The sequence below is a fragment of the Bacillus cereus group sp. BfR-BA-01356 genome (assembly GCF_022663635.1).
Lineage (GTDB): Bacteria > Bacillota > Bacilli > Bacillales > Bacillaceae_G > Bacillus_A > Bacillus_A cereus.
Window position 1 is genome coordinate 1 of the sequence record NZ_JAKUFX010000065.1, and the last position, 25,566, is coordinate 25,566.

The following is a 25,566-nucleotide window of genomic DNA, read 5'->3' on the forward strand; positions in this document are numbered from 1 at the left end:
ATATCTAGCTTAATATACATACTAACCACCTCAGAGTCAGTATGGAGAATCCAATTGAAAATGTACATATTTATTCAAGCGTTAATGTACATATTTAAGTTAGCATTTATAATGATGGACGGTTCATTCATAAATATTGATATTTTAGAGTGTCAACTAAACTCAGTACTTGAATTTACTTGGGATAAAGACCGTGTCCGATTTGAAATACATAAAGAGGAAAATGGTACTCTTTTACTTCTTAAAGAGTACATTCATGAATTAACAGATCATACACCGAGAGATGTAGCTGGTTGGCATATTTGTTTAAATCTTTTTTCTTGCGTTTTAGAAGGAGAAGAGAAAGAATTTTCTAAAGATGAATGGCAACAATGGTTTGAAATATATAAGGGTAAGATTCATGAAGTGAGAGGGTAATTACATAATAGGTAATATTCATTATGTAATTATTATATTATAAAAATGCTTTTATGGATAAATAAGAATAGAGGTTAATATGAAAGTAAATCAATTAATTGCTAATAACATAAATAAATTAGATGCAACTATACCGTTTAATAAATCGTTTGGAATTGCTGGGTTATCTGGATCGGGTAAAACAACTTTTTGCCAAACAATTGGTGAAGAGTCAAAAAAACGATTAGTTTCTTTATTACCAAAGGCTGAATATCAATATTTATTTCCTAACATTATGGAAACAAATTTTAGTGCTATTAAGATGGAAGAAATGCCATTAGTACTTTTTCTAGGAAAATCATCGATTTCGTCTAATCCGCGTTCAACGATTGGTACTCATACTGGTGTTTTTACAGAGGTTCGGGAAAAACTTGCTGAAGTATTTAATCTTTCTCCAGAGGTCTTTTCATTTAATAATCAATTAGGCTGGTGTACTGGTTGTAAAGGACGTGGTACTACAAAAAATGTTGAGTGTAAAAAATGTAAGGGAAAACGTTATAGTGAAGAAATTGAAAAACATGAAATTGATTTGTTGGCCAAGCCACATTCAATTTCAAATATTAATGATTTAAGTGTCGAATCTATTCTTTCACTAGCAAAAGAATTAAATATTAGTGAAGAAAAACAGCATATACTGCAAAATATTATTAATATGAACATTGGTTATTTAACATTAAATCGAATTATGGGTACGTTGTCAGGTGGAGAGTTAACACGACTTTATTTGGCTGAATTCATGGCAGTAAGTGAAAATGCTGTAATTATTATTGATGAGATTTCAGTTGGACTTGATCATGAAACATTATTGAAAATTTTGGAAGAGATTAAACGATTAGGGCGTAAAAATCAAATTTGGCTTATTGATCATTCAGATACGGTACTAGATACAACTGATGAGCAATTGTTCTTTGGACCTGGTAGCGGAAAATATGGCGGGAAAATTGTGAAAGAATCACCAAGACCAAAGTCAATACTGTGGGATCGAAATAAAGAAATACCAACAGAATATTATACATTCTATGATTTATATTGCCGTAATATCCAAATGGAGGAGTTTCGAATTCCTAAAAACAGGCTTGTAACGGTTACAGGAGAATCAGGATGTGGGAAATCTACACTTGTCAATGAATGTCTAGCTACAGATTTCTTGAAAAGATATCCAAAAGATAAATTAGTTATGGTGGGACAAGACCGAAATCAATCAATTACAAGTCGATCAACTGTAGCAACTTTCCTAGATATTAAAAAGAAACTAACAAAGTATAGTGAAGACATTGATGATATTTTTGAGCGCTCGATTGAGGATATTATTGATGAACTTCCAAATGAAGATATCGCTTATAAACGTTTGAGCCTACTAATTAAATTAGGACTTGGCTATTTAACATTAGAGAGAAAAACACAAACATTATCGACAGGTGAGTTTCAATGTGTTCATTTAGTTTCGGAATTATTTGCAAACACTAGAAATCCACATACATTATTCATTTTTGATGAGCCTTCAAAAGGTTTATCACAAAATATTTTAAATCAATTTATCGATAGTATTAGAGGTATTCTGCAAGATGAATCAGTTTCTATCATTATGATTGAGCATAATCGTTACATGTTAGAAAGCTCTGATTATATAGTTGATTTTGGAAAAAGGCAGAATGAATCTGTAGAGCATTTGGATGTTGTTAATCATGAGGATTACTATCGTCAAAAAAGTAATGTGAATAGCACAGAGAAAATAAATATCTCTTCAATGCTTAAGCAGAAAAAAGGAGTTCACTATTTAGAAGAAAATCATATTAACTATTTTAAAAATGCTGAAAATGTTTATAAGGGCGGTATTTTAAAAAGTTTATCATCAATGGCTAGGTTAATTTATGGTGAATATGAATCTGATACAATCGCACCTGTTATTGCTATTGATCTTGAAAGACATTTATATAGTCAATATAGTTTCTTATATGAGATTGGTGGATTAATTAATCATATTGTAGCTGCTCATCCAATTAATAAAGATACGAGAAGTTTTGATTTCTATTCACAGGACAATCATTGTCCATCTTGTTCTGGACGTCTTCAAATTGAAGTTTTTGATAAAGATACTGCCATTCAAGATAAAAGTGTTCCATTTTGGGATGGGCTATTCGATCCAGAAATCATGAAGGTATTAAAATTTTATCAGCATGAAAAAATAGAATTTCTATTCGAAGAAATAAAAAATGAGATTGGTCACGATTTGTCAAAGAGCTATAATGATATGTCAGAAGAAGAAAAGCATACGTTTTGGTACGGATATTTTGAAAAATCATTTTATGATAAAAAAGGAAAGACACGCAGAAAATGGGTAGGGTTTAATACAATTATTGGTGGATATATTGTTATTTCAAAAGCACCTATTAAAGAAGAAATTAAGAGTTCAAAAAAAATGATGAAATGTCCAATTTGTGAGGGGACGGTTTTAAATCATCATAAGCCACTTAAATTTGGTAACGTAGATATTCGTGAAATAATCAATCAGCCTATTAATAAAGTATTGAAAACAGTTGGTGATTTACCGGCACTTGTTAAATTGAAGTCTATTGTTGGTGGCGATATGGTATTGACGGAAGATGTTTCTTTATTGCCAAGAAAAGCACAAGTTGCATTGAAAATGTTTGAATTAGAACAAGCAAGCTTTTCAAACTATGAAATGGTGTTACAAAATGTCTTACCATTCTGGAGCGAAATAAAAGGAAATATCGAATCCATTAGTGTTAATAATCAGGTAACTGTTTGTGATTTCCCTAATGTTTATGAAACGAGAGAAGCCATTATAGATAAGTATTTCACAAATGGTAAATATAAAAAACTTACGTATGTATACGAAGCGTTTGGATACAAAAAATTAGTTACTCAAATTAATAAAATTAAAAAAAGTAATCCATGTCCATTTTGTAAAGGTAAGAAAGTGATAACCGAAGATAATCTACATGATGGTGTCTTTAAACTAACAATTCCATGTGTAACTTGTAATGCAAGTGGTATTAATGACGAAGGGTTAAAAGAAGTTGTTGAGGGCGTGGATGTACAAACGTGGTTAACTGGAAAAGTAAGTGATGTTGTGGATGAAAGCTTATTAACAGAAGCTGTTGCGCAAATATCAATTTTTAATCGCATACGTGAGTTGGATAAACGAGATATGATGGCGGTTTATGAATGTCTTGAGAGTAATCAGTAAATTTTATTAATATAAATTAATAAAACATATATTCTTTATAATGTATATATTAGCGCAGTATAATTAATACAAGGTAATGAAGGTAATGAAAGAAGATCCAATTTCTTAATATCAAAATTAAGAAATTGGATCTTTTAGTATTTTTATGCCTCCATACAATATTTTTCGATAAGAAAAGAAGCAATATGGAAGGAGAGATAAAAAACTAATAGTGATAAACGATTAATATATTATGTAATTATTATATTATAAAAGCTAAAATTAAGGTTGAAAACGGTTCGTAAGTGATATATTTTGTTTGTTAATCTATTTTGCATTGTCTGATTTTTTAAATTTAACAGAAATATATACTTGAATGAAGTATATATTTCTGTTAAATTTATCCTATGGATAGAACAAGTTTAATTAAAGGTCATTTAGAAATGTGTGTATTATCTATTTTGTCGAAAAAGAAAAGTTATGGTTATGAGATTATGAAAGAACTTGAAATAAACAATTTAAAATTGAAAGGAGTAGGAAGTATTTATCCTATTTTAACTAAGTTGAAAAATCAAGAGTGGGTTAATACTTATCAAGAGGTAACAGACAGTGGTAAAGTAAGGATTTATTATGAAATTAATGAAAATGGGAAAATACGTCTTGAGAAGAAAATTAATGAGTGGTTAGAATTGCAATTGGACATTCAAACATTATTAAAAAGCGGTTTGAAAGGAGACCTTCTGAAATGAGGAATAAATTGATAGGTAAAGAAAAGCAATTTTTAAGAGACGTACTTAAGGAATTAAAGCAATACGATATTAGTTTAGAAGAAAGGGAAAATATTAAGCGACAAATATTAGAACATATTCAAGAGTGTCGTGAACATGGTGAAGACAGTATAGATGATTTAGGTACCCCTCAATTATTTGTTAAAGATTTTATAGAAATAAATGAAATTGATTTACAAGTTAAAATGAAACAACTTCAAAATGAAAAAGGAAAATTCAACACATTTATCTTACGTGGCATATTCATCGCATTTATTACTTACCTCATCTCGCAAACTACATTTTCAATATTTTTAACTGAATCATTTAATTCAACTAATAGCAAAAATACATTTAATTATAATATTTTATATCGCATATCAGAGAATCAATGGTGGAACGTTTTATTAATAATGATTAGCTTTATGCTCTCTGTAGTAGTGTTTATTAGCTTAGTAAGTTATAAAAAAAGAAAGCTATCTAAAGTATAATGAAGAAAACTATCTATAAACTATTTCAAATCTATATTCTTTGTAATGTAATAGTATTATGTATCATTCATCCAAAATCATATGCTCAGCAAGATATTAAAGCTACTTTAGATAAGTATATTGAAAAATTTATAAAAGAACAGAATATTCCAGGGGCTGCTGTTGCAATTGTACATAATAAAGATGTATTCTTCACTAAAACGTGGGGGATTACTGGGGAATCTGAAAAAAAAATAACTAGTAAAACACCATTTGCAATCGGATCAATAAGCAAATCTTTAACAGCTTTAGCTATAGTGAAATTAATAGAAGACAAAAAGATAAAATTAGAGGATTCAGTTCAACAACATCTTCCTTGGTTTAAACTAAAAGATTCTCAAATATCCTCATCTATAACAATCCAACACCTTTTAACTCATACAAGCGGAATAAACACATATGAAGGCTTATTAATATCAGATAAGCAATCCAAAAGTTCTACAGCATTAAAAGAAAATGTAATGAGACTTTCAAATGTAAAATTAACTGCTCTACCAGGAGAAAAATATCAATATAGTAATGCGAATTATATTGTTTTAGGTGCACTTATTGAGGAAATTACAAATGATACATATTCCTCATATATGGAAAAACATGTTTTTCAGCTATTAAATATGAATGGTGCGGCAGCAAGTAAAGAAACTGCATATGAAAAAGGCTATTTAACAGGTTATCAGTCATGGTTTGGCATACCAAGAAAAAGTGTAGTGTCCTATGATAATGCCGGGGCACCGTATGGTTATATTACCGCAAATTTGGAAGATATGATTCAATTTATTATGTTTTTGAATCGACAAGAAGATACTCAATTTTTAAAGAAAGAAAACATCGACCTTTATCTTACACCACTTTATAACATAAATTCAGAAAAAAGCTATGGTTTTGGATTAAGAACAACAAGTATAAATGAAAGCGAAACGATGATTTGGCATTCAGGATCAACGCCCGATGCTCGTACAGAAATATTTACTTTAAATAAAAGTGGCTGGGGTGGTGTGATTTTAACAAATAAAAATCATGTATTAGAAGAACCAGCACTTTCAGTATTAAAAAAGGGGATTATTAATATTTTGAATGAAGAAGAACCGGTTGATCCCCATAAAAGCATACCATTTACACAAATTGTTATGTCTACAGTTATACTCGCGCTTTTCATTTCATCAATTATGTTAATTAAAAAATATAAACATAAGAAAACTGTAAAAAAATTAACTTGGTTATTCGTAGGGACTCTATTCCTACTATTATCTATTATTTTCATCCCACTTCTTACTTATTGTACAAGCTCACCATGGCGTACGATAAAAATATTTGCGGCAGATGTAGGTTTACTTACAAGTATTATAGTAATTTTATTAGCTGTGAACGGATTATTATCAATCTTTATAGGTATAAGACAGAAGAGTGTATAAGGGTAAATAATTAAAGAAATATAATTCAAACGTTATAAACAGTTGACCCTCACACAATGTCATTGTTTAAGATAAAGTTGAGCTTCAAAGTAGATGTAACTTATAGGAGGAAATCATGTTTAAAATAGGGGATTTTTCAAAACTATCTTCCATTAGTATACGAATGTTGAGACACTACGATAAAGTGGAATTACTACAACCAGTAAAAGTCGATGAGCAGAGTGGATATCGATTTTATTCAGCAGACCAATTAAAAAAAGTAAATCAAATTCAAACGTTAAAAGCTATGGGGTTTAATATTGCTACCATCAAAGAAATAATAGAATGCGATAATATAGATACCATAAAAGAGCAATTTTTAAATCGTAGTGCTCAAATTAAAGAAGACATGAATAACCTCCAAAAACAATTACGTCTCCTCGAAGACTCAATGAAAACGATGAGAGAGGATGTTGTTGAGATGAATTATCATGTTTCAATAAAAGAAATTCCAGAAAGAACTGTAGCTAGTGTTAGAAAGATTATTCCATCGTATAATTGCGAAGGTGATTTATGGAGTGTATTAATGCAAGAAATTCAAATGAAAAATATTAGTATTGCCCAACCGAGTTATAGTATTGCGGTTTTCCATGATCGTGAATACAAAGAAAATGATGTAGATATAGAAATACAGCTAAGTATTCTAGGTAAGCACGAAAATACAAAAGACGTTACATTTAAAAATATGGAATCGACTCATGTAGCTTCTATAACAGTTAATGGAAGTTATGAACAGATGACAGCTGTAAATGAGGCTGCGGCAAAATGGATTGAGACAGAGGGTTACAAATTAGCAGGCCTGATGTTTAATATTTATCATGTGAGCCCAGCGATGGAAGCGGATCCTAATAAGTGGGTTACAGAAGTTTGTTATCCAATAAACAAATAAGTAATAAAAAAGGCATGTTTTATGCCTTTTTTATTTTATGAATATCTCAAAATATATAATTTTTCCTCTTTACAGTTTTCGTATCGGACTACATAAGGCAATAAATACTTCAATTATTTTAGTAAAAGCAGCTAAAGCAAATATAAATACAGGATTGTAGGCTGAAATAATTCCACCTACTAATGCCCCCAATGGCATAGATAATCGTGTAAGTACACGAGAAAAACCTAAAACACGTCCTTGCAAATTGGATGGAACAGTTTCCTGCCGAATTGATGTAACAATCGTATTCCATGTGATATTACATGTCATCGCGATTCCGAAAGCAATTCCGGGAGCGAGCCAATATGTACTCCACAAAGCAAATGTTAATCCAAGCGCTCCCAAAAATAGGAGTAAAGGAATAAGTACACCACGTCGAAATTTCTTTTCTAAAGGAACGGCAATTAAGCTTCCTAAAAGCCCACCTATTCCTATTAAAGTATAATTATAGCCACTTTGTGCGGAGGTAAGATTTAATGTCGACAATAAATAATACATAAGTATACCTAAAACAGCACTTGCTCCAAAGTTACCTACCATTGCTTGAAGTGACAAAGCTATATTTAACCGAGCATTTTTCAGCCATTTAAATCCATCAAACAAATCATTTAGTACATTTTGCAATGTTTTTTTATCAGTATTCTTTTTATTTAAGTTTTTCATAGAAGGTAATATAATCACAGCAATTAATGTAGCAATAAATGAAAGAACATTAATCCAAAGTACTTGAAAGCCGTCAATAAAAGATATGAAAAGCCCAGCTATGATTGGACCAAACAAACTAGCCAATTGATTAACCATTTGATATAAAGAATTAGCCTTCGTTAATGATGCACCTGCGATGTGTGGAATGACTGTAACTGTTGTTACATCAAAAAGCATGGACATAACTGCTAAGATAAAAGTAATTACGTATAAATGCCAGAATTCTAATAGATGTAATGCATGTAAAATTGGTATGAGACTTACTAAAATAATATTGGTAATATCCGCCATCCAAAGTAACTTTTTTCGATCATATCGATCAACTAGTACACCAACTAAAGGGCCAAATAAAACGATTGGCAATACGTTAACAGCAAATAAAGAACTCATAATTACAGCTGAACCAGTTAATTGATAGGCAATCCAAGGCAGTGCAAAAGTATATAGTGAATCCCCGATTCGTGAAATGAGTAAACCAAAAATAAAAATCTTGTATTCTTTTGAAAAAGTTGTCTTGACAGTTAATCTTCGTTCTTGTACAAATTTCACAATTGTATGACCTCCTTTTTTTATAGAGGAATTTGAAAATAATCCGTCCAATATGTATTAAATATAGAATTCTGTAAGAAGTTGTTGAATCCTACTTTATAATATTAATTTTATATAAAATTGTAGGGAATAGAAATTAGGGCGGTTTTTATGCGAGGAGACGGAATGATTTGAGAACAAAAGGGGTTGCTGGATAAAGAGTTAATCTTATGACCTTTTCCGCAATTATTGTTGTTAGCAGAACTTTTGAAAGAAGATCCTACATTAATATATCCCTTTTTTAGTTAATAATAGCCTCCTTAATACTAGTTAATACAAGGAGGCATTAAATTTTTAATAATTAATGGTATGTGTACCCTCCATCAGGAAATAATACATTACCCGTAGTAAAACTATTTTGCATTAAATATAGGACAGTATGTGCAATTTCATCATTATATCCAGCTCGTTGTACAAGTGAAAGAGATTTATAAGCTTCGTAAGCAACTAGTCTATTTTCATTTTGTTCATTTTCTCTTTGTATTGTTCCAGGAGAAACCACATTAACTCTAATAGGAGCTAATTCCACAGCTAAGGCCTTCCCTAAACTTTCAATAGCACCATTGCAAGCGCCATAAGCAGGCGCACCTTTAAGTGGTCTTTGACTAAAGGCACCGGACATTAACACGATCGATCCAGAGTTTGAAAGAAAAGGAATTGCATATTTTACGGCATAATATTGAGGCCAAAACTTTCCGATGAAGCTACTTTCAGCAATTTCCTCTGTAGAGGTAATTGGTCCAAGTGTATAAGAGGCTCCCGGTGTGAATAAATGATCAAAGTTCCCAACTGTCTTGAAAAAATTTTGTAATTGCTCTTTATTTTGATTATCCAATATATAAGTTGGAAGATGATTGTTATTTATTACTTCTCGAGCAACTTTTAATTTTTCTTCCGAGCGTCCGGCAATAATAACATGTGCGCCTTGTTTAATTGCTTGAGTTGCTGTTGCTAATCCAATACCAGAACTCCCGCCAATGATAACAATACGGCTATTTTCTAATGTAGTAATAGACATATTTTAGCCACTCCTTTAATAAAAAACTTTAGAATATAACTGTGCTATGCTTTTATTATTCGCTAAAAGGGAGCAAGTGAAAAGTACGCACTTTATATGTACATAGTCGCAAATTTCGTACTAATCGCTATACATGCGGATAAGTAATAGGGAAAGTTTCTAAATATGGTTTATCCCGCATTAACGGGCAGTAAAACTCTCACCTCAAAGTTAGGAAAATGCAAGGACGTTAGGTAAGAAATCAACTGCCCGTAAAAGCCTGATTGGTTCAACTAATAATCAGTGTGGGATGAACAAAACCCCCACTGATTAAAGTTTCACTTTATGATATCTGAGGAGAGGTGAGAAAAATGGATTTACAAGAACCGAAGTTAAAAGGGGTAATAGCAACATTACAAATAATCGGTGGGAAATGGAAGCCGCTCATTTTGTTTATTTTGCTAACAGATGGAACGAAACGTTTTGGTGAATTAAAGACATTAATACCAGATATATCTCAAGGGACGTTAGCAAAGCAATTACGTGAATTAGAGCAAGATCAACTAATAAAACGCGAAATTTATCAAGAAATACCACCTAAAGTAGAATATAGCTTAACTGAGCATGGAAAAACAGTTAGTATTGTTTTGGATAGTATGTGTAGTTGGGGAAGAGGGCATTTAGAATATATAGATAAAGATAAACAATAAAAATATTATGTAAATTTATTGTGGTTTGAAGGGAAATGTTGTTTTAATAATTTGCATTTTATAATATATAATTAAGGAGTGTCGTAGGTTATTATACATATTTAATTTATTTTTACAAAGGGGAAATAATAAGATGAACGAATTAGAGTATAAAAGCTTCTATGATAAAGTAGGAAGATTAAATGGATGGGATTTTAGTAAAATAAAATGTGAAACTGTAGGAGATACATGGGACTTTTATAGTGAGGTAAAAGAAAGGTGTAAACCATCACATATTTTACTTGATGTTGGTACAGGCGGAGGAGAAAATGTACTTAACATAGCATCATCAGCTAAATTGTTGATTGGAATTGATAATTCTAACGGTATGATTGCAACGGCACATTCTAACTTGAAAAAATCAGGTGTACAAAATGTTGAGTTTCTTCAAATGGGTTCTGAAGCTTTAACATTTCCACATGCACATTTTGATATTGCTTCAAGTTGTCACGCACCGTTTCTGGCATCTGAGTTAGCGAAAGTAATGAAAAAGGGTGCCTTTTTCTTAACACAACAAGTAAGTGAGCATGATAAATTAAACCTGAAAGAAGTATTTGGTAGAGGACAATGCTTAGGTGAACGGGATGGTACTTTAAAAGAAAATTATATGAATGAACTTATTAGTGCAGGATTTGATCTCGTGCAAGTACGTGAATATGATGTTACTGATTATTACAGTAGGTCTGAAGATCTCATTTTCTTATTAAAACATACGCCTATTATTCCTAGATTTGGAGAAGAGGAAGAAGATTTTACTATTTTACAAAAGTTCATTGAAACGAATAGTTCTGAAAAAGGGATTCGTACGAATTCAAAAAGATTTATGATTATCGCTGTTAAATTATAATATATTTTAGTGTAAAAGCTGCTTTTCATTTAAAGAAAAGCAGCTTTTTGTGTGGAAAAGAATACAGGAAATACTTGAAAATAATAGAAATAAATAAAGTGTAAATTAAAAAATCAAAATATGGAGGATAAATGTTTTGAAACGTTACTATATTAGCAATGAAAAAATAAATGTACATATTACTGAATGGGGGAATAATGAGAAGCCCGTTATCTTTTGTTTACATGGATTAGGTAGTACGAGTTTAAGTTTTATAGAAATTGCTGAGGAATTAAAAGAAGAGTATAGATTTATCTCCGTTGATGCACCTGGACATGGTAAAACACCCCCATTTGAAAGAACAGAAGATTATGAGATGCACAATTTAGCAAATTGGTTAAATGAAATAATAAATGAATTGAGAATCGAATACTTCTATTTTCTATCACATTCATGGGGAAGTTTTGTAGCGTTATTTTATTTGTTAAATCATCCAGAAAAAGTACAAGGAAGTATTCTTATTGATGGTGGATATCAAACAAAAAGGCTTAAAGAAGAAACGTTGGAAGAAGAAATTGCTTATTATGAAAAGGACTTTGATGAATACGTTTTTAATAATTGGGACGAATTTTTCAAAAGTGAAAAAGCAGCTTATACTAGGTGGTCTTCATTGTTAGAAGTTGCTGTAAAGGATCTAGGGATCGAAATGGATAATAAAGTATGGTGGCATGCCAGGGGAAATACAGCTAGTAATATAATAAGAGGTATGCATAAAGATGAAACAATAGATATATATGAGAAGCTACCGGCTAATATTGTATTACTTCGAGCTACAGTCCCACAAGTTTGGGCGGATTATAGAGATAAGACAGCAAATGTTTTTAAAGAGAAAACGGACAGTATAGTAAAAGTAATTCCTGATACTACACACATGTTGCACTGGGATAAACCAGAAATTGTTATAGCGGAAATAAAAAATAATTGGAGCTAATATATTCATACTAAAGTTGTAGTTTCTATATGAAAAATCCATCCTTCCGTTTGATTTTATCTATTTATAAGTGTAATACAATACGAATAGATAATAAGAAATGAGGGGGAATGTAAAGTGATTACACATATATCAGATATAAAACTACAAACGGTTTCTATAGAAGGGGTAAAACAAGTTTATAAGGACATATTATCTTTTCCAATAAAAAAAGAAACAGCATCCTTCATTCAATTTGAAGTAACACCTTATACAACAATTAGTTTTCAAGAAGTGTATGAACCAATCGCACCTGCACATTTTGCTTTTGAAATCCCATATTCAAAATTCTATGAAACAGCAAAATGGTTAAAGGACTCTGGATTACTCATTGTAAAATGGCAAAATGGAAATGTAATTGGTGAAGAGAATGGTCTATTCAATTTATACTTTAAAGACGGAGATGGAAATCTACTCGAAATTATCGCACATAGTTATGTTAAAGAGGATGTATTAGTATCACACTCACCTTTAAACATTTTATACGTAAGGGAAATTGGTCTTCCTGTTAAAAGTGTACCTGTTTTTACGGAATGGTTAAAATCAAATCTAAATATGAAAACGATGGAAGATGGGGATATTTTTAACTTTGTTATAGGTGGCACTGCATATATCGTCGCGACTTGGTGGCAGCGACCTTGGATTCCAATTGCGATGAAAGCTCTATCACCGAAAGTACACGTTTCTTTCGGAACACCAGACGTCGCATTTTTACAGCGAATCCAAAATAACTTTAAGAAAAATAGTGTATCATTTGAATGTAAACGTAATGAAGTATCATTTATTGAGCAAGGATATACATTTTCAATTGTGCATACATCAGAGTTTCATTCTGATATTCCTAAACAATTAAACTTACCGCTTTCTATTTAAGGATGAAAAGCGGTAAGTTTTTTGTATATTCGTGAAGAAGGTTTTAGCTAGGGTTACAGTGAATTTAAAGAGAAGTACAAGGTGTTATTTTAATTTATGTTAAGGGGAGAAATGAAGTGGTTTTAGGTAATTCAATTGCAAAAGGGAATACTGCAGAAATTTATTTAACTGATGATAAGGTTGTAAAATTATTTAAAGATTACCTCCCAGATACAGAGTCTATGAATGAAGCAAAAAAACAAAAATATGCGTATTCATGCGGGTTGCCAGTTCCAAACGTATTTGAAGTGAAAAAGATACAAAATAGACAGGCAATTATTATGGAACATGTAAAAGGGGACAACATTGGTGATCTCCTGCTTAATAATTTGAATGAGGCAGAGCGTTATATCGACCTTTGTGTTAATGAGCAAAAAAAGATCCATGCTATACATGTGAATACAGATGAAATGGAGTTAATGAGGGAGAGGTTAGAGCGTCAAATTAAATCTGTGTATAAATTGGATGAACGCAAAAAGAAGGATATATTACAAAAATTAGATTTTATTACATTTGATTTTAGGCTATGTCATGGAGATTTTCATCCATTTAATTTGATTTTGAATAAGGAAGAGAAAGTGAAAGTTATAGATTGGGTAGATGCTAGTTCAGGTGATATTCGCGCAGATGTATTTCGAACATACTTGTTGTACTCACAATCTTCGGTAGAATTAGCTGAGATGTATTTACATATATATTGCAGTCGTACCGGCATATCAAGAGATGAAGTTTTTCAATGAGCTCCTATTATTATTGCAGCTAGATTTTCTGAAAAAGTATCACCGCAAAATGAAGTGTATTTGAAAAGATTATTGAATCAGTATTTATAAGTCATAAAAAAGGTTGTCAGCTAATTAATAAATGCTGTTGTTTAACCAAAGTTTCCTTGCAGTTAAACAACAGCATTCTTAAATATTGATATAGGTATTCTTATTTTTGATCTTCATCCTATAAAGGTTCATAATCCGTACTTGTTCCTCCGTTAATTCTTCTTTATCCCAATACATATGCATTAAGCTATATTCAAAAATCTCCTTTAATTTAATAAATAACGAAAACTTGTCTTTCATCTCTTTTGGTAGCTCATTTTCCTTTTGATAGCCTTCAAATAGTGCTTTTGTAATAGAATACTCATAGTCAACGATATTCCCATTTCCAGCAAATGAATATTCTATCGCACTATAAATAGGAACGGCTAAATCGAATATGTAAAAATGTTTTTGGAATGAATCCAAGAGAATACCAACTTAACAAAATGCCTATTCAATCATTTGTTAAACTAAATTTAAATAAAGAAGGGGCGTTTAAAATGAATATTTCTAGAAAAATAGAGGTTGAACAGTTACGAGATAGGAAGAGTGAGCTATTTGATAAAGAGGTACTTAACATATTAAATGGTCAAGTTATGTATGAAGAATTTAAAAATAAAAAGCTAATGGGTGATTCTGATTATGCCCCATTTAATGAGGCAATGTGTGTGAACTCGGCTACTACTCAAGTTTTTAATGAAGAGTTTATTAAAACAAGAGCGAAAGGACATAACAGTTCAGTAGAAAGTTATATAAAAAAGGTTATAGATCCGTTAGAAAACCTTTTTACGAAAAAGTATAAATGTATTGTTCTATGGTTTGGTGAAGATATGTTTTGCCAAATGAACCTACTTACCATACTTTCTCACCTTGAACAGTCTGCTTATGAAGGGAAGGTATACTTAAATAGCTTTAGAGAGGATGAATTTAAAGTAAATCAAATTGAACTTGAATTGGGGAATTATTCTTCTATATACAATGAAGTATTAGTAAACCATAAAAAGACCTCTCATAAGGTACCACCTGTAATGTATCAGGCTATAGACTTATTTTTAGAAATGTTAACAGAAGATAATGCAGTAATGAAATTCATCTCTAAAAATAAAGATTTATCAACTCGTGAATTATTAATAAAGTTGTTTTATCTTTTTCCAACAATCGGATATGGAGATACTCAGTACATAGAACTGATTAATAAAATAAAGAAGAAAGCTACACCAAAAATATAGGTGCAGCTTTCTTCTTATAATTGCTCAAGTAATTCTAATTCTTTTTCTACAAATAGCATTAGTTCTTTAATTGTTTCACCAGAAAAATCAAAACGAATACCGGCTGCATCATACACTTCTTTTATAGATTGCGAGCTTCCTAGTGATAATGCCTTTTTATAATTTTCTAGTGCTTGCTTAGGATCCTCTTTATATTGTTTATACATTTGTAATGCACCAAGTTGGGCGATCGCATATTCAATATAATAAAATGGTACTTCAAAAATATGGAGTACAGGTAACCAACTCGTTGCTATCCAGTTTTCGTAGCCATCAATATGTATGACGCTAGACTGATAATGTTTTTGAAGTTGTAAGTATTTTTCATTTCTTTCTTCAGAAGTATGACTTGGATTTTCATACAGCCAGTGTTGAAATTGATCGACAATAAGCATAATAGGTAAATATGAAATAACATCTTTAAAGAAGTTAATTTTTGCTTGTTTTAAATCTTTTTTGTCTGTATAGAAGGTATCCCAATAATGAAGCGAGAATAACTCCATTGTCATACTGGCTAGCTCAGCTGTTTCAGCTGGAATTTCTATATACTGTCGTAATTTTAATGGTTTTATGAGTTCGTTATGAATGCTATGCCCCATTTCATGTATAAAAGTGACAATATCATCTTGTGTATAATTTAAGTTCATAAAAATATAAGATAATTGTGAAGCTGGTAAGTACTCACAAAAGCCACCAGCTGCTTTTCCTTTGCGGCTTGTTAAATCAAGACAATTGTGTTTATACATTCGGTTTAAAAGTGCTGAAAATTCAACATCTAGTTTATTAAAGATATGAGTGCTCTTTTCAATTAAATCATTTTCATTTGCAATTGGTTTAAGTACTTTTTGATCTGGAGTTACAGCTGATACATCCCACGGGCGAAGCGTATCCACTTGCAGTTTCTCTTTTTTCTCTAGTAATATTTTATCTTTAAGAGGCACAACATACTTACGTATGGATTCAGCTAGTTCATAGCAATCTATCGCTGAATAATCAAAACGCTCGTATTTTTTGAACATATAATCGCGATAATTCTCTAGTTGAATATTTTTTGCTTTTTGATGGCGAATTTCAATTAATTGATTTAATATGTTTTGGAGTTCTTTTTCAACAGATAAAAATTGTTCAGAAATAATGGTTTTTGCCTTTTTACGGATGTCACGATTCGAATCTTGTAAATACGATTGTAATTCTGTTATCGTTTTTTCTTCTCCGTCCCAAATAGCACTTAATCCTCCAGTGATTTCAAAGTACTCTGTGACTAATTTGTCTTCCTTTATTTCTAATTCGATATTGTCCTCACAAAATAACTTTTGAGCATTTTTTATTTTTGCATCTAATAAACCATATAGATTAGAATCTAATTCCATTCGAAAAGGTGACTCTAAATATTTATTATCCAATAAATTTTGGTACCGCTTTAAAAGTGGCTTTACAAATTGTTGATCATGTTCAAAAGTATCTTTTATTTCTTCATCATCCGTATTACATTGAAAGGCGATATAATGTGATCTTAATTGTTCTTCGATTTCCCAAATCATTTTTGACTGCTCTTTTAACCAATTTTCAAGGTCTAGTTTTGAAGAAATCATTTTGTTTAATAAAGACGAAAGAGTTTTTTCTAATTGTAGTACATTACTAATATCAATCGTATTTACATGTTGCATTATATATCCCTCACTTTTTATGTATTCATAGAGATATTCTATTTATTAATTGTAATTCCCTTGTTAAGTGGGGTAAATGTGAAATAATGTTAAATTTAATAATTAAAGAAGGTATTTATATGTCAAAGTAAAAAGTTTATCGTAAATGAAAATATATGGAGGGGTGCTGCATGAGAAAGGGAAAGAAGTTACTTGTATTTTTATTTCCACTTGCTTTATTATGTGCCTGTGAGAATGACATTGAAGATGCTAAAAGTGAAGAGTCTATAGTGATGGATATTGCTACAGCCGCGGTAAAGGAGGAATCTTTTTTTAGTGCTGCTATAAGAGATGAAAAAGAAAGAATATTAGATTTAGAGATTGCTGATAGCGAAAATGCTAACGAAATAAAAAAAGAAATTAATAAAAGATTGCAAATTCAAGGCGTTATGTCCTATAAAGTAAATGTATCTCAAAGAAACAAGGAGATTGTAAATGCAGAACATAGATGGGAGTTAGTTTTTGGACAGATATTTGATGGCGTATTCAGAAAAAATGGATATGAAGGGGTTGGTATTCAGCAAATAAATTATAAAAAGAATCAACCTGTTACCATTGATATAAAAACTAAGATTAGCGATGATGAAGTAGGGGCGAGAGAACTTGGACAGAAAATAGAAAAAGAAGTTGAAGGGGTACTTAAAACAGAAGCAGTAAAGAAATGGATTGAAAATGATTCATATGCTATTGGGATTTACGATATAGATGATCGGAAAATTAACTAATTGAGGAATGAATGCTATATGAATGAAAAATCGATATAATTAAATATAAAATTGCTGAAGGAGGTGTAAGATGTATAAGTATTTACATATTTTAAACGACATAGAAAATATGATTCAAAATGGAGAAATAAGAGAAGGAAAGAAATTACCATCTATACGGTCACTCGTTACGCAATATGAATGTAATAAGGCAACAGTTATACGTGCTCTTCATGAATTAGAAAAGCGTCACATTATATATTCTGTCCCTCAAAGTGGATACTACGTTGTTAAAAAATCAGAGAGTACTATAGAAAATAACGAGATAATTGATTTTGCCTCCTCAGCACCAGATCCAGATGTTTTTCCGTATTTAGATTTTCAACATTGTATTAATAAGGCTATTGATACGTATAAAAATGATTTGTTTGTATATGGAACGCCGAAAGGCTTACCATCTTTAATACCAGTTATTCAAAAACAACTAGCAAATTATCAAGTCTTTACAAAAGAAGAAAATATTTTTATAACATCAGGTGTTCAGCAGGCACTTGCTATATTAACTTCTATACCATTTCCGAATGGAAATGAAACGGTATTAATTGAACAACCAACATATCATCTATATATTGATTATCTAGAAATAAATAAAGTTCCTGTAATCGGTATTAAACGTACGAATGAAGGTATCGATTTGAATGAATTGGAGCAAATATTTCAAACCGGAAAAATAAAATTCTTCTATACGATACCGAGATATCATCATCCGCTTGGAACGTCTTATTCTAAAGATGAGAAAGAAAAAATCACACTATTGGCTAAGAAATACAATGTATTTATAGTGGAAGATGATTATTTAGCAGATTTAGAAACTGATTCAAAAGCAGATCCATTATATAGCTTGGATAATTGTAGTCATGTCATATATTTGAAAAGTTATTCGAAGATTATTTTTCCAGGTTTACGGGTTGGAGTTGCGGTCATTCCACCATCCATTGCAAATGCGTTCTATACATACAAAAAAATACTAGATATTGATAGTCCGATGATTTCTCAAGCGGCTTTAGAAATTTATATAAAGAGCGGTATGTTTGAACGTCATAAAAGTAAAATTAATTCTTCCTACTACAATAGATCAATAAAACTAGCAGAAACATTAGAAAAAGTGCAAAATGAAAATTCATCATTATTTACATATAATAGACAAAACACACTTGGAATACACACCTGTTTAGAAATGCAGAAAAACATAGTTACAGAAACACTTATACAAAAATTAGGTGACATGCAAATAAGTGTCGATACTATTGATAAGAATTATATGAGGAATTTCCCTAAAGAAAAACTATTAAAATTAAATGTTTCGAATGTAAAAGAAGATAAGATTGAAGAAGGTATTCGTAAAGTAATTGGGGAAATCAAGCAATTAAGACAGTTTAATTTTCAGTTTAGAAAAGAATAATTTGAATTAGGAGGTTTGTTTGGTTTTGAGGCGAAAAATCATTCTCTTGTTTGTATGTAGCGCTATAGTAGTTGGTGTAATGGTTGTGGCTAAATATAAAAAAAGAGATCAATGCATAGCAGTTGCAAAGTATTCAAGAGGTATTATCGTAGATCAAAATAACGAACCTATAACTAATGTGAAAATTTATGAAGATTCAATTGAAAGTAAGATGCGTAGTATTTCAAATGCACAAGGTGAATTTGAAATACCACATGGAGTTTGTGGTGAAATTGCATTAAAATTAGTTACTCAGAATGGGGAAGTCTATACGAGAAAATATGATAAGGATCATGTATAAGAAGAAAACTAAAGGTGAATAAAATGAAACCATTACAGAGAAAAGTAGCAGTTGTGGACGGAGCAACTATATATGTAACTGAATAACTATATGTTTTTTAAGAGCGCTCTTAGAAAAGAGTGCTCTTTTTCATTAATGTAAATATTTACTTAGCATCTTTTTAAAATGATTTTTATCATAATTTACATATTGTGTAGCTGTATTTCGTATTGGATCTCCGGCATAAAATCTTTCATACAATTCGTGTCTAGATCCTAATGGACTTCCAATGATATCCCAGGTCAACTTAAATAATTTTGTGCGTTGTTCGGCATCTATATTCGTTCCTTTAAAGTACTTTTTCAATAAATCAGCTATCGGACTTTGGAAGTCATTCGAGCTCGAAGGAAGTTGAATGAACCCACCTGCTCCAATTAATTGTAAAATTTCTATTGCACGGGGATAATATTTGGAACCAAGATTCCTTGCAGTTTCGATATATTTAAAATTCGGCAAATAAGTTTTCGTTTCATTTGTAGTACCTTCAACTTCTGCAGCAATTAAAAGTGCGCGAATTGTTTCGATTTGCATAATTAATTCCCCAAGCTTCTCTTGAACATGCAAATAAGTAGTAGCACCGATCGCTTCAGCAATTTCACAAGCAATTGCAGTTATAAATTCTAGCTTTACTATTAATCGTACAATTGCTTGGTGATAAGCTAAACTACTAGAAGCTACATCTGACTTTATTGCCCATAACGCTTCAGGGTTGTTATATAGTAAGACTCGTTCCCATGGTACAAATACATTATCAAAGATTAATAGTGCATCCATTTCATCGTACTGTGAGCTAAGAGGGGAATCAACTGTAATTGAATGTGTATTCGCAAATGGTTCTCTACAAACCATATGTAATCCAGGGGAATTGGCTGCCACAATGAGAAAGTGAGCTAAATCTTTTTGAGTATCAGTCAGTTTTGCTAATGGATAGATTAATAAATCATTTGAATAAGGAGAAGCAGTACCGATCATTTTAGCACCACTTAAATAAATTCCGTCAGAAGTTTTCTTCGTAACTCTTAGTAATCCTAAGTCATTTGTATTCAACATTGATTCTGTAGATCGATTTATTTGTGGATCACGTTGAACTACGCTTAAGAATAAGTGATTATCTCTCGCTTCTTCATAATAAGATGTAATTTTATTTGGAAACTGTGCATCGAATTTTTTATAAAAATATTTTGATACGTACCAGCCAGTAAGTCTCGATCTTGCGTAATCAGATAGTCTACTCATTACACCGTCTGTAGCATAACTCCACGTTTCAAAAGCGGTTCTCCTCATTAATAATTCGTTATAGGAATTCGGAACTAAAAAGGCTGTATGAACAAATTCTTTTGTTTTCGGACTAACATATCCAACAGAATCTCTTCGTATTGGATCATCAAACAATGTAAATAAATTAGAAATGGTACTTAATGTTCCTGCAAAATGTTTGTCTGTAGTTACATCTACTTTTTGACCATAGAGCCAAACGTTACGACCATCTTGTAAGCTCTTTATATAGTAATCTTTCAAATTTTGCATATTTCCTCCTTCTAAAGACTATTCATATATTTGGACATCTTTTAATGGTGGGGAATATACGTGGAAAGTTATTACTGCTGAATCTGTAGCATTATACATTTTATGCACAGTATCTTTTTTTACTGTGAAAATATTTCCCTCTGTAAACTCTTCAATCCGCTCGCTATTATTTTCGTACGTTATATTTTGTAACGTACCATTGACTATTAGTATACATCCTACAGATATTCCATGATCGTGCACAAAGGTCTTTGCTTTGCTGGGGAAATTTAATACTAAAATCTCTACAAATTCAGATTGATAGATAATGTTTCTTCCGTATTCAAGGTTAACTGGTGAAGTAATAAAAGGAGCTATTTTATGAAGTGAAATATTTAATGATTGAATAGTGTGTATTAAATTGAACGTATCGTAGTTACATAGGTTATTAAATGCCTTTCTTATGTTATGAATCAATTGCATGTACAACTTCCTCCTAAGCATTTGCAGTGAAAGAAAGTAATCTCCTATTATATCGTGTGTAGTCGATTACATAACATTGTATTGAATAAATTCAAAAAGGTGACTGGTTTTAATTGGGTAATATTTGCTCTAGACTACATGGTAATTAATTCCTTTTTTATGGTATGCTTGAACTATAGCCCGCTTTCTATTGGAAAGGTGATGAAATAAATGGCAGTTCTTTTAGTGGAAAATCTATATCAAATGTCTATTGTTTTACTGATTTTATGTTCATTTTGTTTTTATAGATATTTAAAGAAAATAAAAAAGGAAAGAAAGCTTACAGGTTTTGAAATTACGATGTATATCGTTACGCAACTTGCGTATTTCATTTGGGCGGCAACGACTTTTCTTAAAATGTTATCAGAATAGTAATCTTAAAGTATTAGACGCTGAACAGAAAGGTGCAGGAGCATTAACGGTATAAACGTGGGCAAGGGTAATTTATCATCTATTAGGTAAATAAATTTAGTCGAAATCTAGATGGATAACAATATTACTTATAACATCTTTATAAAAAGAGAGGATATAAATGGAACAATATAAGTTAATTGTAAAAGGGCCTAAACAACTTGAGTGGGAAACAAATGAAATTAAGGACATACAGGACGATGAAATTATCGTTAAAACAATCGCAGGAGCGATAAGCATTGGGGCCGAGTTACCACAGTATAATGGATCCGATGTTACGGAAACGAATCCTTTTTATCCAAGAAAAACTGGATATGAAAGTTATGGTGAAGTGATTCAAGTTGGTAATAAAGTAACACATGTAAACGTAGGTGATAAAGTAGTTTCTTTTTATGGACATGAAACGATAGGGATAGTTAAGGGGCATAAAGTAATCCGAGTGCCTTGTTCTATACAACCTAAAGTTGCTTTATTATCTATTCTTTCGTGTGATGCTGCTAAAGGAGTATTGAAACTAAACCCGCGACATGATGAAAAAGTACTTATAACTGGAATGGGAGTTATTGGTTTGTTCGCTTGTTATTTCTTAAAATACTATGTAGGCATTGAGCACGTGGATGTTGTTGAGCCTAATAAAAATAGAAGAGATTTTGCAAAGAAGTTTGGTCCGAAAAACATATATGATTCAGAAGAGAAAATAATAGAAACATATAATTATGGTTTCGAATGTTCTGCTACAAATAGTGGGTTCCATACTTTGCAAAAAGCTCTTAAAACTAATGGTAAAATATGTATACTATCTGATGGTAATATAGAAGAACTAACATTAACTGCTAACTTTTATCAGAAAGAATTGCAAATCATTGGATCAAGTGATGGATACGATTATCAAAAGCATGCAGATTGGTTTTTTGAAGAAATAGGAAAAACACCATTTATAGAAGAGATTTTTCAACATGAAATACATTATACTTCACTCATACAATGCTTTGATGAATTGAGTTTAGGGATAATTAAACCATTAAAAGTATATGTTTCATATGAATAACGAAAAAAATGAGCAAATATTTGTCACATACCTTACAAATGTTTCGTCACATTTATGATTACTAAATGAGGAGGGACATATATGAAAATATTTGTAGCAGGTGCAACGGGTGTAATAGGACGTTCTTTATTGCCAATGTTAATAAAAAATGGGCATACAGTTTTTGCGATGATCCGTAATACTTCGCAAGTAGAAGCAATGAAAAAGGTTGGTGCCATACCAGTAATAGCTGATGTATTTAATAGAAAGGCTGTATTTTCTGTATTAGAAGAAACAAATCCCGATGTAGTTATTCATCAATTAACGTCATTATCTTCATGGGATTTTGAGGATAATGCAAAAATTAGAACAAAAGGCACTCGTAACCTTGTCGATGCAGCTAAAAATGTAGGGGTACAGAAAATAATCGCTCAAAGTATTTCATGGGCGTATGAACCAGGGGATACATTTGCGACTGAAAAAGATTCACTACATATTACTGCTTCCATGCCTCGACAAGTCACTGTTAATGGCATATTGAAATTAGAAGAAGCTGTTACTGAGTTACCTGAATCGGTAATACTTCGTTATGGCACATTATACGGACCAGGAACATGGTATGCGGAAAACGGATTAATAGCAAATCAAGTTCGTAATAATGAGATTATTGCATCAGATGGGATAATCTCGTTTATACATGTCGAAGATGCTGCAAGAGCTACTATGCTAGCCCTTAATTGGCCTTCAGGAATCGTAAATATTGTAGATAATTATCCAGCAACTAGTAAAGAATGGTTACCAATATATGCAGCAGCGATAGGGGCACCTAAGCCTAAAGTTCAAGATGGGAAAGATAGTTGGGAAAGAGGAGCTTCTAATAATAAGGCGCGTAAAGAGTATGGTTGGATACCTTTATTTCCATCATGGTCTGAAGGGTTTAACAACTTAATAGGTAAGTAAAACACAACTTTAATGGGAATGATAGTAAAATACACCATTAAAGGATTGGGTTATTATGAATATAATTTTGGAAAGTATTATATTAACTTTTACTGGAATAATTGTTTTGAAAATGACAGGTAGTGCATCTGTCAGCCAAATGACAAGAGCTGAAATCATTATAGTTGTATCAATCGGCCGTATTATTGTGGAACCTGTATTAAGTAGAAAAGTAGTCCCATCTATATTTGCGGCTATCATATTTGCAAGCATACTACTTATCATTCATTTCTTTGAATTGAAATCAAGGAAGGTGGAACAATTTCTAAATGGAAGTAGCATTATAATTGTTGAAAACGGAGAGATTGTAAAAGAGAATTTGATGCAGGCAAAAATGTCGGAGCAACAACTATATATGCAATTAAGAGAAAAAGGAATCCATGATGTAAAGAGTTTACAGCAAGTTACAGCGGAACCGAATGGTCGTATTGGTTATCAATTAATAAAAGAAGCACAACCAATAACTTTAGAAATGTTAGAAAAAGTATTAGATCGGTACAATATAAAAAGATAATTTCTCGTGAGAAAAAGCCAATACTATAACGGAAGTATTGGCTTTTTTATTTTTCTACAAATGTAAGGATTAATAAAATAGGGTGGATTTTAAACCAATCATTATAATAGATATAGGCTTATAATTGTGCTATATTCAATGGACTTATAGTGAATGTGGTAAAAAATTAATTTGGCATAGGTAGACGCAGCGTTAAAATTTATAAGTTTTTAATGTGATACTAAAAATGGATTGAAAATAAGGAGATAGATACATAATGGAATTTTGGGAATCAAGTTTTATCGAAAAACAAACGATGTGGGGATTTGAATCTACAGAATCTGCAATTTTGACAAAAGATTTTTTTCTTGAAAAGAACGTTAAAGACATATTAATTCCGGGTATTGGATATGGAAGAAATGCAAAGGTTTTTATCGATAATGATATAAATGTAACAGGTATTGAAATTTCAAAAACAGCCATTGATTTAGCAAAGCAAAATGGACTAGAAGATATTAGTATCTATCACGGTTCGGTAAATGAGATGCCTTTTAATAACAAACTGTATGATGGGATATTTAGTCATGCACTTCTTCATTTGTTGAATGAACAGGAAAGAGAGAAATTTATTGAAGATTGTTATAATCAGTTAAAACCAGGCGGATATATGGTTTTTACAACTGTTTCTCAAAAAGCCCCAATGTACGGAAAAGGAAAACAGCTGGAGCAAGACTATTATGAAATAATGGAAGGCGTAAAAATGTTCTTCTATGATTCTGAATCTATAAAACGAGATTTTAATCAATATGGATTAGTACAAGTTTCGGAAATTGATGAACCAAATAAGAACGTGGTAAATAAACCTTCAATCAATTTTTTTACGATAAAATGTAAGAGAGAACTATAATTAAAAGTTATTAAGAATGATTAAAGATGTTTATATATTGATTATGCACAAATAAAAAGGACAAGCATATAATAGAAGTACCTATTAACTTTAAGTAACCTTAACTTTCTTTAATAGGATATCTCAAAATCCCCAAAAAGAGCACTTGCGGAAACAAGTGCTCTTTTATTTTTTGTTTCATAAATATTTATAGTTGCAAATTTCGTGCAATAAAAATAAATCTGAGAGAAATAATCATATC

Annotated in this window: 25 protein-coding genes and 1 pseudogene; 20 read left to right on the forward strand and 6 right to left on the reverse strand. The window is 31.2% G+C overall.

Annotated elements, in window-relative coordinates; translation table 11 throughout:
- The 6 genes from MR168_RS19880 (at position 1) to MR168_RS19905 (ending at position 7,283) form a co-directional block, all read left to right on the forward strand.
- Positions 1 to 417: an SRPBCC family protein gene (locus tag MR168_RS19880; RefSeq protein WP_481747027.1), complete on the forward strand. Its 417-nt coding sequence runs from the start codon at positions 1 to 3 to the stop codon at positions 415 to 417.
- 79 nt (positions 418 to 496) lie between these two features.
- A complete protein-coding gene (locus MR168_RS19885; protein WP_086412677.1) occupies positions 497 to 3,667 on the forward strand; it encodes an ATP-binding cassette domain-containing protein in 3,171 nt (1,056 codons plus the stop codon).
- Between the two features lie 386 nt (positions 3,668 to 4,053).
- Entirely contained in the window at positions 4,054 to 4,395 is a 342-nt protein-coding gene (locus MR168_RS19890) for a PadR family transcriptional regulator (RefSeq protein WP_000376286.1), read from the forward strand.
- Positions 4,392 to 4,904, forward strand: coding sequence for a DUF1700 domain-containing protein (locus tag MR168_RS19895; RefSeq protein WP_001244707.1), 513 nt, complete (start codon positions 4,392 to 4,394; stop codon positions 4,902 to 4,904). Before MR168_RS19890 ends, MR168_RS19895 begins: the two co-directional genes overlap by 4 nt.
- Positions 4,904 to 6,355 (forward strand): serine hydrolase domain-containing protein, encoded by a 1,452-nt coding sequence (locus tag MR168_RS19900; protein ID WP_000751427.1) that lies wholly within the window; start codon positions 4,904 to 4,906, stop codon positions 6,353 to 6,355. The genes MR168_RS19895 and MR168_RS19900 overlap by 1 nt, the downstream gene beginning before the upstream one ends.
- A 115-nt stretch (positions 6,356 to 6,470) precedes the next feature.
- On the forward strand, positions 6,471 to 7,283 hold the full coding sequence (locus MR168_RS19905) for a MerR family transcriptional regulator (protein ID WP_242291458.1): 813 nt from the start codon (positions 6,471 to 6,473) through the stop codon (positions 7,281 to 7,283).
- Positions 7,284 to 7,352: 69 nt separating this feature from the next.
- Here the strand turns inward: MR168_RS19905 and MR168_RS19910 are convergent, their stop codons facing one another.
- Both MR168_RS19910 and MR168_RS19915 read right to left on the reverse strand, forming a co-directional pair.
- Complete coding sequence (locus tag MR168_RS19910) at positions 7,353 to 8,579, reverse strand: MFS transporter (RefSeq protein ID WP_086411831.1); 1,227 nt, start codon at positions 8,577 to 8,579, stop codon at positions 7,353 to 7,355.
- Positions 8,580 to 8,919: 340 nt separating this feature from the next.
- The gene (locus tag MR168_RS19915) at positions 8,920 to 9,636 is read right to left on the reverse strand and encodes an SDR family oxidoreductase (RefSeq protein WP_086411832.1); all 717 of its coding nucleotides are present in this window, start codon (positions 9,634 to 9,636) and stop codon (positions 8,920 to 8,922) included.
- Between the two features lie 350 nt (positions 9,637 to 9,986).
- On the opposite strand from MR168_RS19915, the gene MR168_RS19920 reads away from it, so the two are divergent.
- From MR168_RS19920 to MR168_RS19940, 5 genes and pseudogenes are all read left to right on the forward strand, one after another.
- Positions 9,987 to 10,325, forward strand: a complete 339-nt coding sequence (locus MR168_RS19920) for a winged helix-turn-helix transcriptional regulator (RefSeq protein ID WP_086411833.1) — start codon at positions 9,987 to 9,989, stop codon at positions 10,323 to 10,325.
- Positions 10,326 to 10,458: 133 nt separating this feature from the next.
- Positions 10,459 to 11,211 carry a class I SAM-dependent methyltransferase gene (locus MR168_RS19925; RefSeq protein ID WP_242291459.1) on the forward strand — a complete coding sequence of 251 codons (753 nt, stop codon included), beginning with the start codon at positions 10,459 to 10,461 and terminating at the stop codon, positions 11,209 to 11,211.
- Positions 11,212 to 11,347: 136 nt separating this feature from the next.
- Positions 11,348 to 12,181: an alpha/beta fold hydrolase gene (locus MR168_RS19930; protein ID WP_000833454.1), complete on the forward strand. Its 834-nt coding sequence runs from the start codon at positions 11,348 to 11,350 to the stop codon at positions 12,179 to 12,181.
- Positions 12,182 to 12,298: 117 nt separating this feature from the next.
- Positions 12,299 to 13,093 (forward strand): VOC family protein, encoded by a 795-nt coding sequence (locus MR168_RS19935; protein ID WP_086411835.1) that lies wholly within the window; start codon positions 12,299 to 12,301, stop codon positions 13,091 to 13,093.
- 116 nt (positions 13,094 to 13,209) lie between these two features.
- Positions 13,210 to 13,962 (forward strand): annotated as a pseudogene (locus tag MR168_RS19940) (aminoglycoside phosphotransferase family protein).
- A gap of 78 nt (positions 13,963 to 14,040) precedes the next feature.
- Here MR168_RS19940 and MR168_RS19945 read toward each other — a convergent pair.
- Positions 14,041 to 14,367 (reverse strand): aminoglycoside phosphotransferase, encoded by a 327-nt coding sequence (locus MR168_RS19945; protein WP_086411836.1) that lies wholly within the window; start codon positions 14,365 to 14,367, stop codon positions 14,041 to 14,043.
- Between MR168_RS19945 and MR168_RS19950 the strand changes: the two genes are divergently transcribed.
- Entirely contained in the window at positions 14,358 to 15,170 is an 813-nt protein-coding gene (locus MR168_RS19950) for an AraC family transcriptional regulator (RefSeq protein ID WP_226794329.1), read from the forward strand. The genes MR168_RS19945 and MR168_RS19950 overlap by 10 nt on opposite strands.
- A gap of 14 nt (positions 15,171 to 15,184) precedes the next feature.
- Here MR168_RS19950 and MR168_RS19955 read toward each other — a convergent pair whose 3' ends face one another.
- Positions 15,185 to 16,876 carry a M3 family oligoendopeptidase gene (locus MR168_RS19955; protein ID WP_242291460.1) on the reverse strand — a complete coding sequence of 564 codons (1,692 nt, stop codon included), beginning with the start codon at positions 16,874 to 16,876 and terminating at the stop codon, positions 15,185 to 15,187.
- Positions 16,877 to 17,046: 170 nt separating this feature from the next.
- Between MR168_RS19955 and MR168_RS19960 the strand changes: the two genes are divergently transcribed.
- From MR168_RS19960 to MR168_RS19970, 3 genes are all read left to right on the forward strand, one after another.
- The gene (locus tag MR168_RS19960) at positions 17,047 to 17,640 is read left to right on the forward strand and encodes a DUF4030 domain-containing protein (RefSeq protein ID WP_086412433.1); all 594 of its coding nucleotides are present in this window, start codon (positions 17,047 to 17,049) and stop codon (positions 17,638 to 17,640) included.
- Positions 17,641 to 17,710: 70 nt separating this feature from the next.
- A complete protein-coding gene (locus MR168_RS19965) occupies positions 17,711 to 19,081 on the forward strand; it encodes an aminotransferase-like domain-containing protein (protein ID WP_048535372.1) in 1,371 nt (456 codons plus the stop codon).
- A 25-nt stretch (positions 19,082 to 19,106) separates the two neighbouring features.
- Positions 19,107 to 19,421 carry a hypothetical protein gene (locus tag MR168_RS19970; RefSeq protein WP_048535495.1) on the forward strand — a complete coding sequence of 105 codons (315 nt, stop codon included), beginning with the start codon at positions 19,107 to 19,109 and terminating at the stop codon, positions 19,419 to 19,421.
- Between the two features lie 132 nt (positions 19,422 to 19,553).
- Here the strand turns inward: MR168_RS19970 and MR168_RS19975 are convergent, their stop codons facing one another.
- Positions 19,554 to 20,987 (reverse strand): 4-hydroxyphenylacetate 3-hydroxylase family protein, encoded by a 1,434-nt coding sequence (locus tag MR168_RS19975; protein ID WP_086412434.1) that lies wholly within the window; start codon positions 20,985 to 20,987, stop codon positions 19,554 to 19,556.
- 18 nt (positions 20,988 to 21,005) lie between these two features.
- Positions 21,006 to 21,449 (reverse strand): cysteine dioxygenase, encoded by a 444-nt coding sequence (locus tag MR168_RS19980; RefSeq protein ID WP_001176008.1) that lies wholly within the window; start codon positions 21,447 to 21,449, stop codon positions 21,006 to 21,008.
- 210 nt (positions 21,450 to 21,659) lie between these two features.
- Here MR168_RS19980 and MR168_RS19985 point away from each other — a divergent pair, with 210 nt between their 5' ends.
- The 5 genes from MR168_RS19985 to MR168_RS20005 all read left to right on the forward strand — a co-directional run bounded on the left by MR168_RS19985 (position 21,660) and on the right by MR168_RS20005 (position 25,325).
- Positions 21,660 to 21,860 (forward strand): hypothetical protein, encoded by a 201-nt coding sequence (locus MR168_RS19985; protein ID WP_000279694.1) that lies wholly within the window; start codon positions 21,660 to 21,662, stop codon positions 21,858 to 21,860.
- 160 nt (positions 21,861 to 22,020) lie between these two features.
- Complete coding sequence (locus MR168_RS19990; RefSeq protein ID WP_086412435.1) at positions 22,021 to 22,947, forward strand: zinc-dependent alcohol dehydrogenase; 927 nt, start codon at positions 22,021 to 22,023, stop codon at positions 22,945 to 22,947.
- Between the two features lie 81 nt (positions 22,948 to 23,028).
- Positions 23,029 to 23,886 (forward strand): NAD-dependent epimerase/dehydratase family protein, encoded by an 858-nt coding sequence (locus MR168_RS19995; protein ID WP_006929510.1) that lies wholly within the window; start codon positions 23,029 to 23,031, stop codon positions 23,884 to 23,886.
- A 55-nt stretch (positions 23,887 to 23,941) separates the two neighbouring features.
- Positions 23,942 to 24,439 (forward strand): DUF421 domain-containing protein, encoded by a 498-nt coding sequence (locus tag MR168_RS20000; RefSeq protein WP_001021411.1) that lies wholly within the window; start codon positions 23,942 to 23,944, stop codon positions 24,437 to 24,439.
- A 256-nt stretch (positions 24,440 to 24,695) separates the two neighbouring features.
- Positions 24,696 to 25,325, forward strand: coding sequence for a class I SAM-dependent methyltransferase (locus MR168_RS20005; RefSeq protein WP_086412436.1), 630 nt, complete (start codon positions 24,696 to 24,698; stop codon positions 25,323 to 25,325).
- Positions 25,326 to 25,566: the final 241 nt, after the last annotated feature.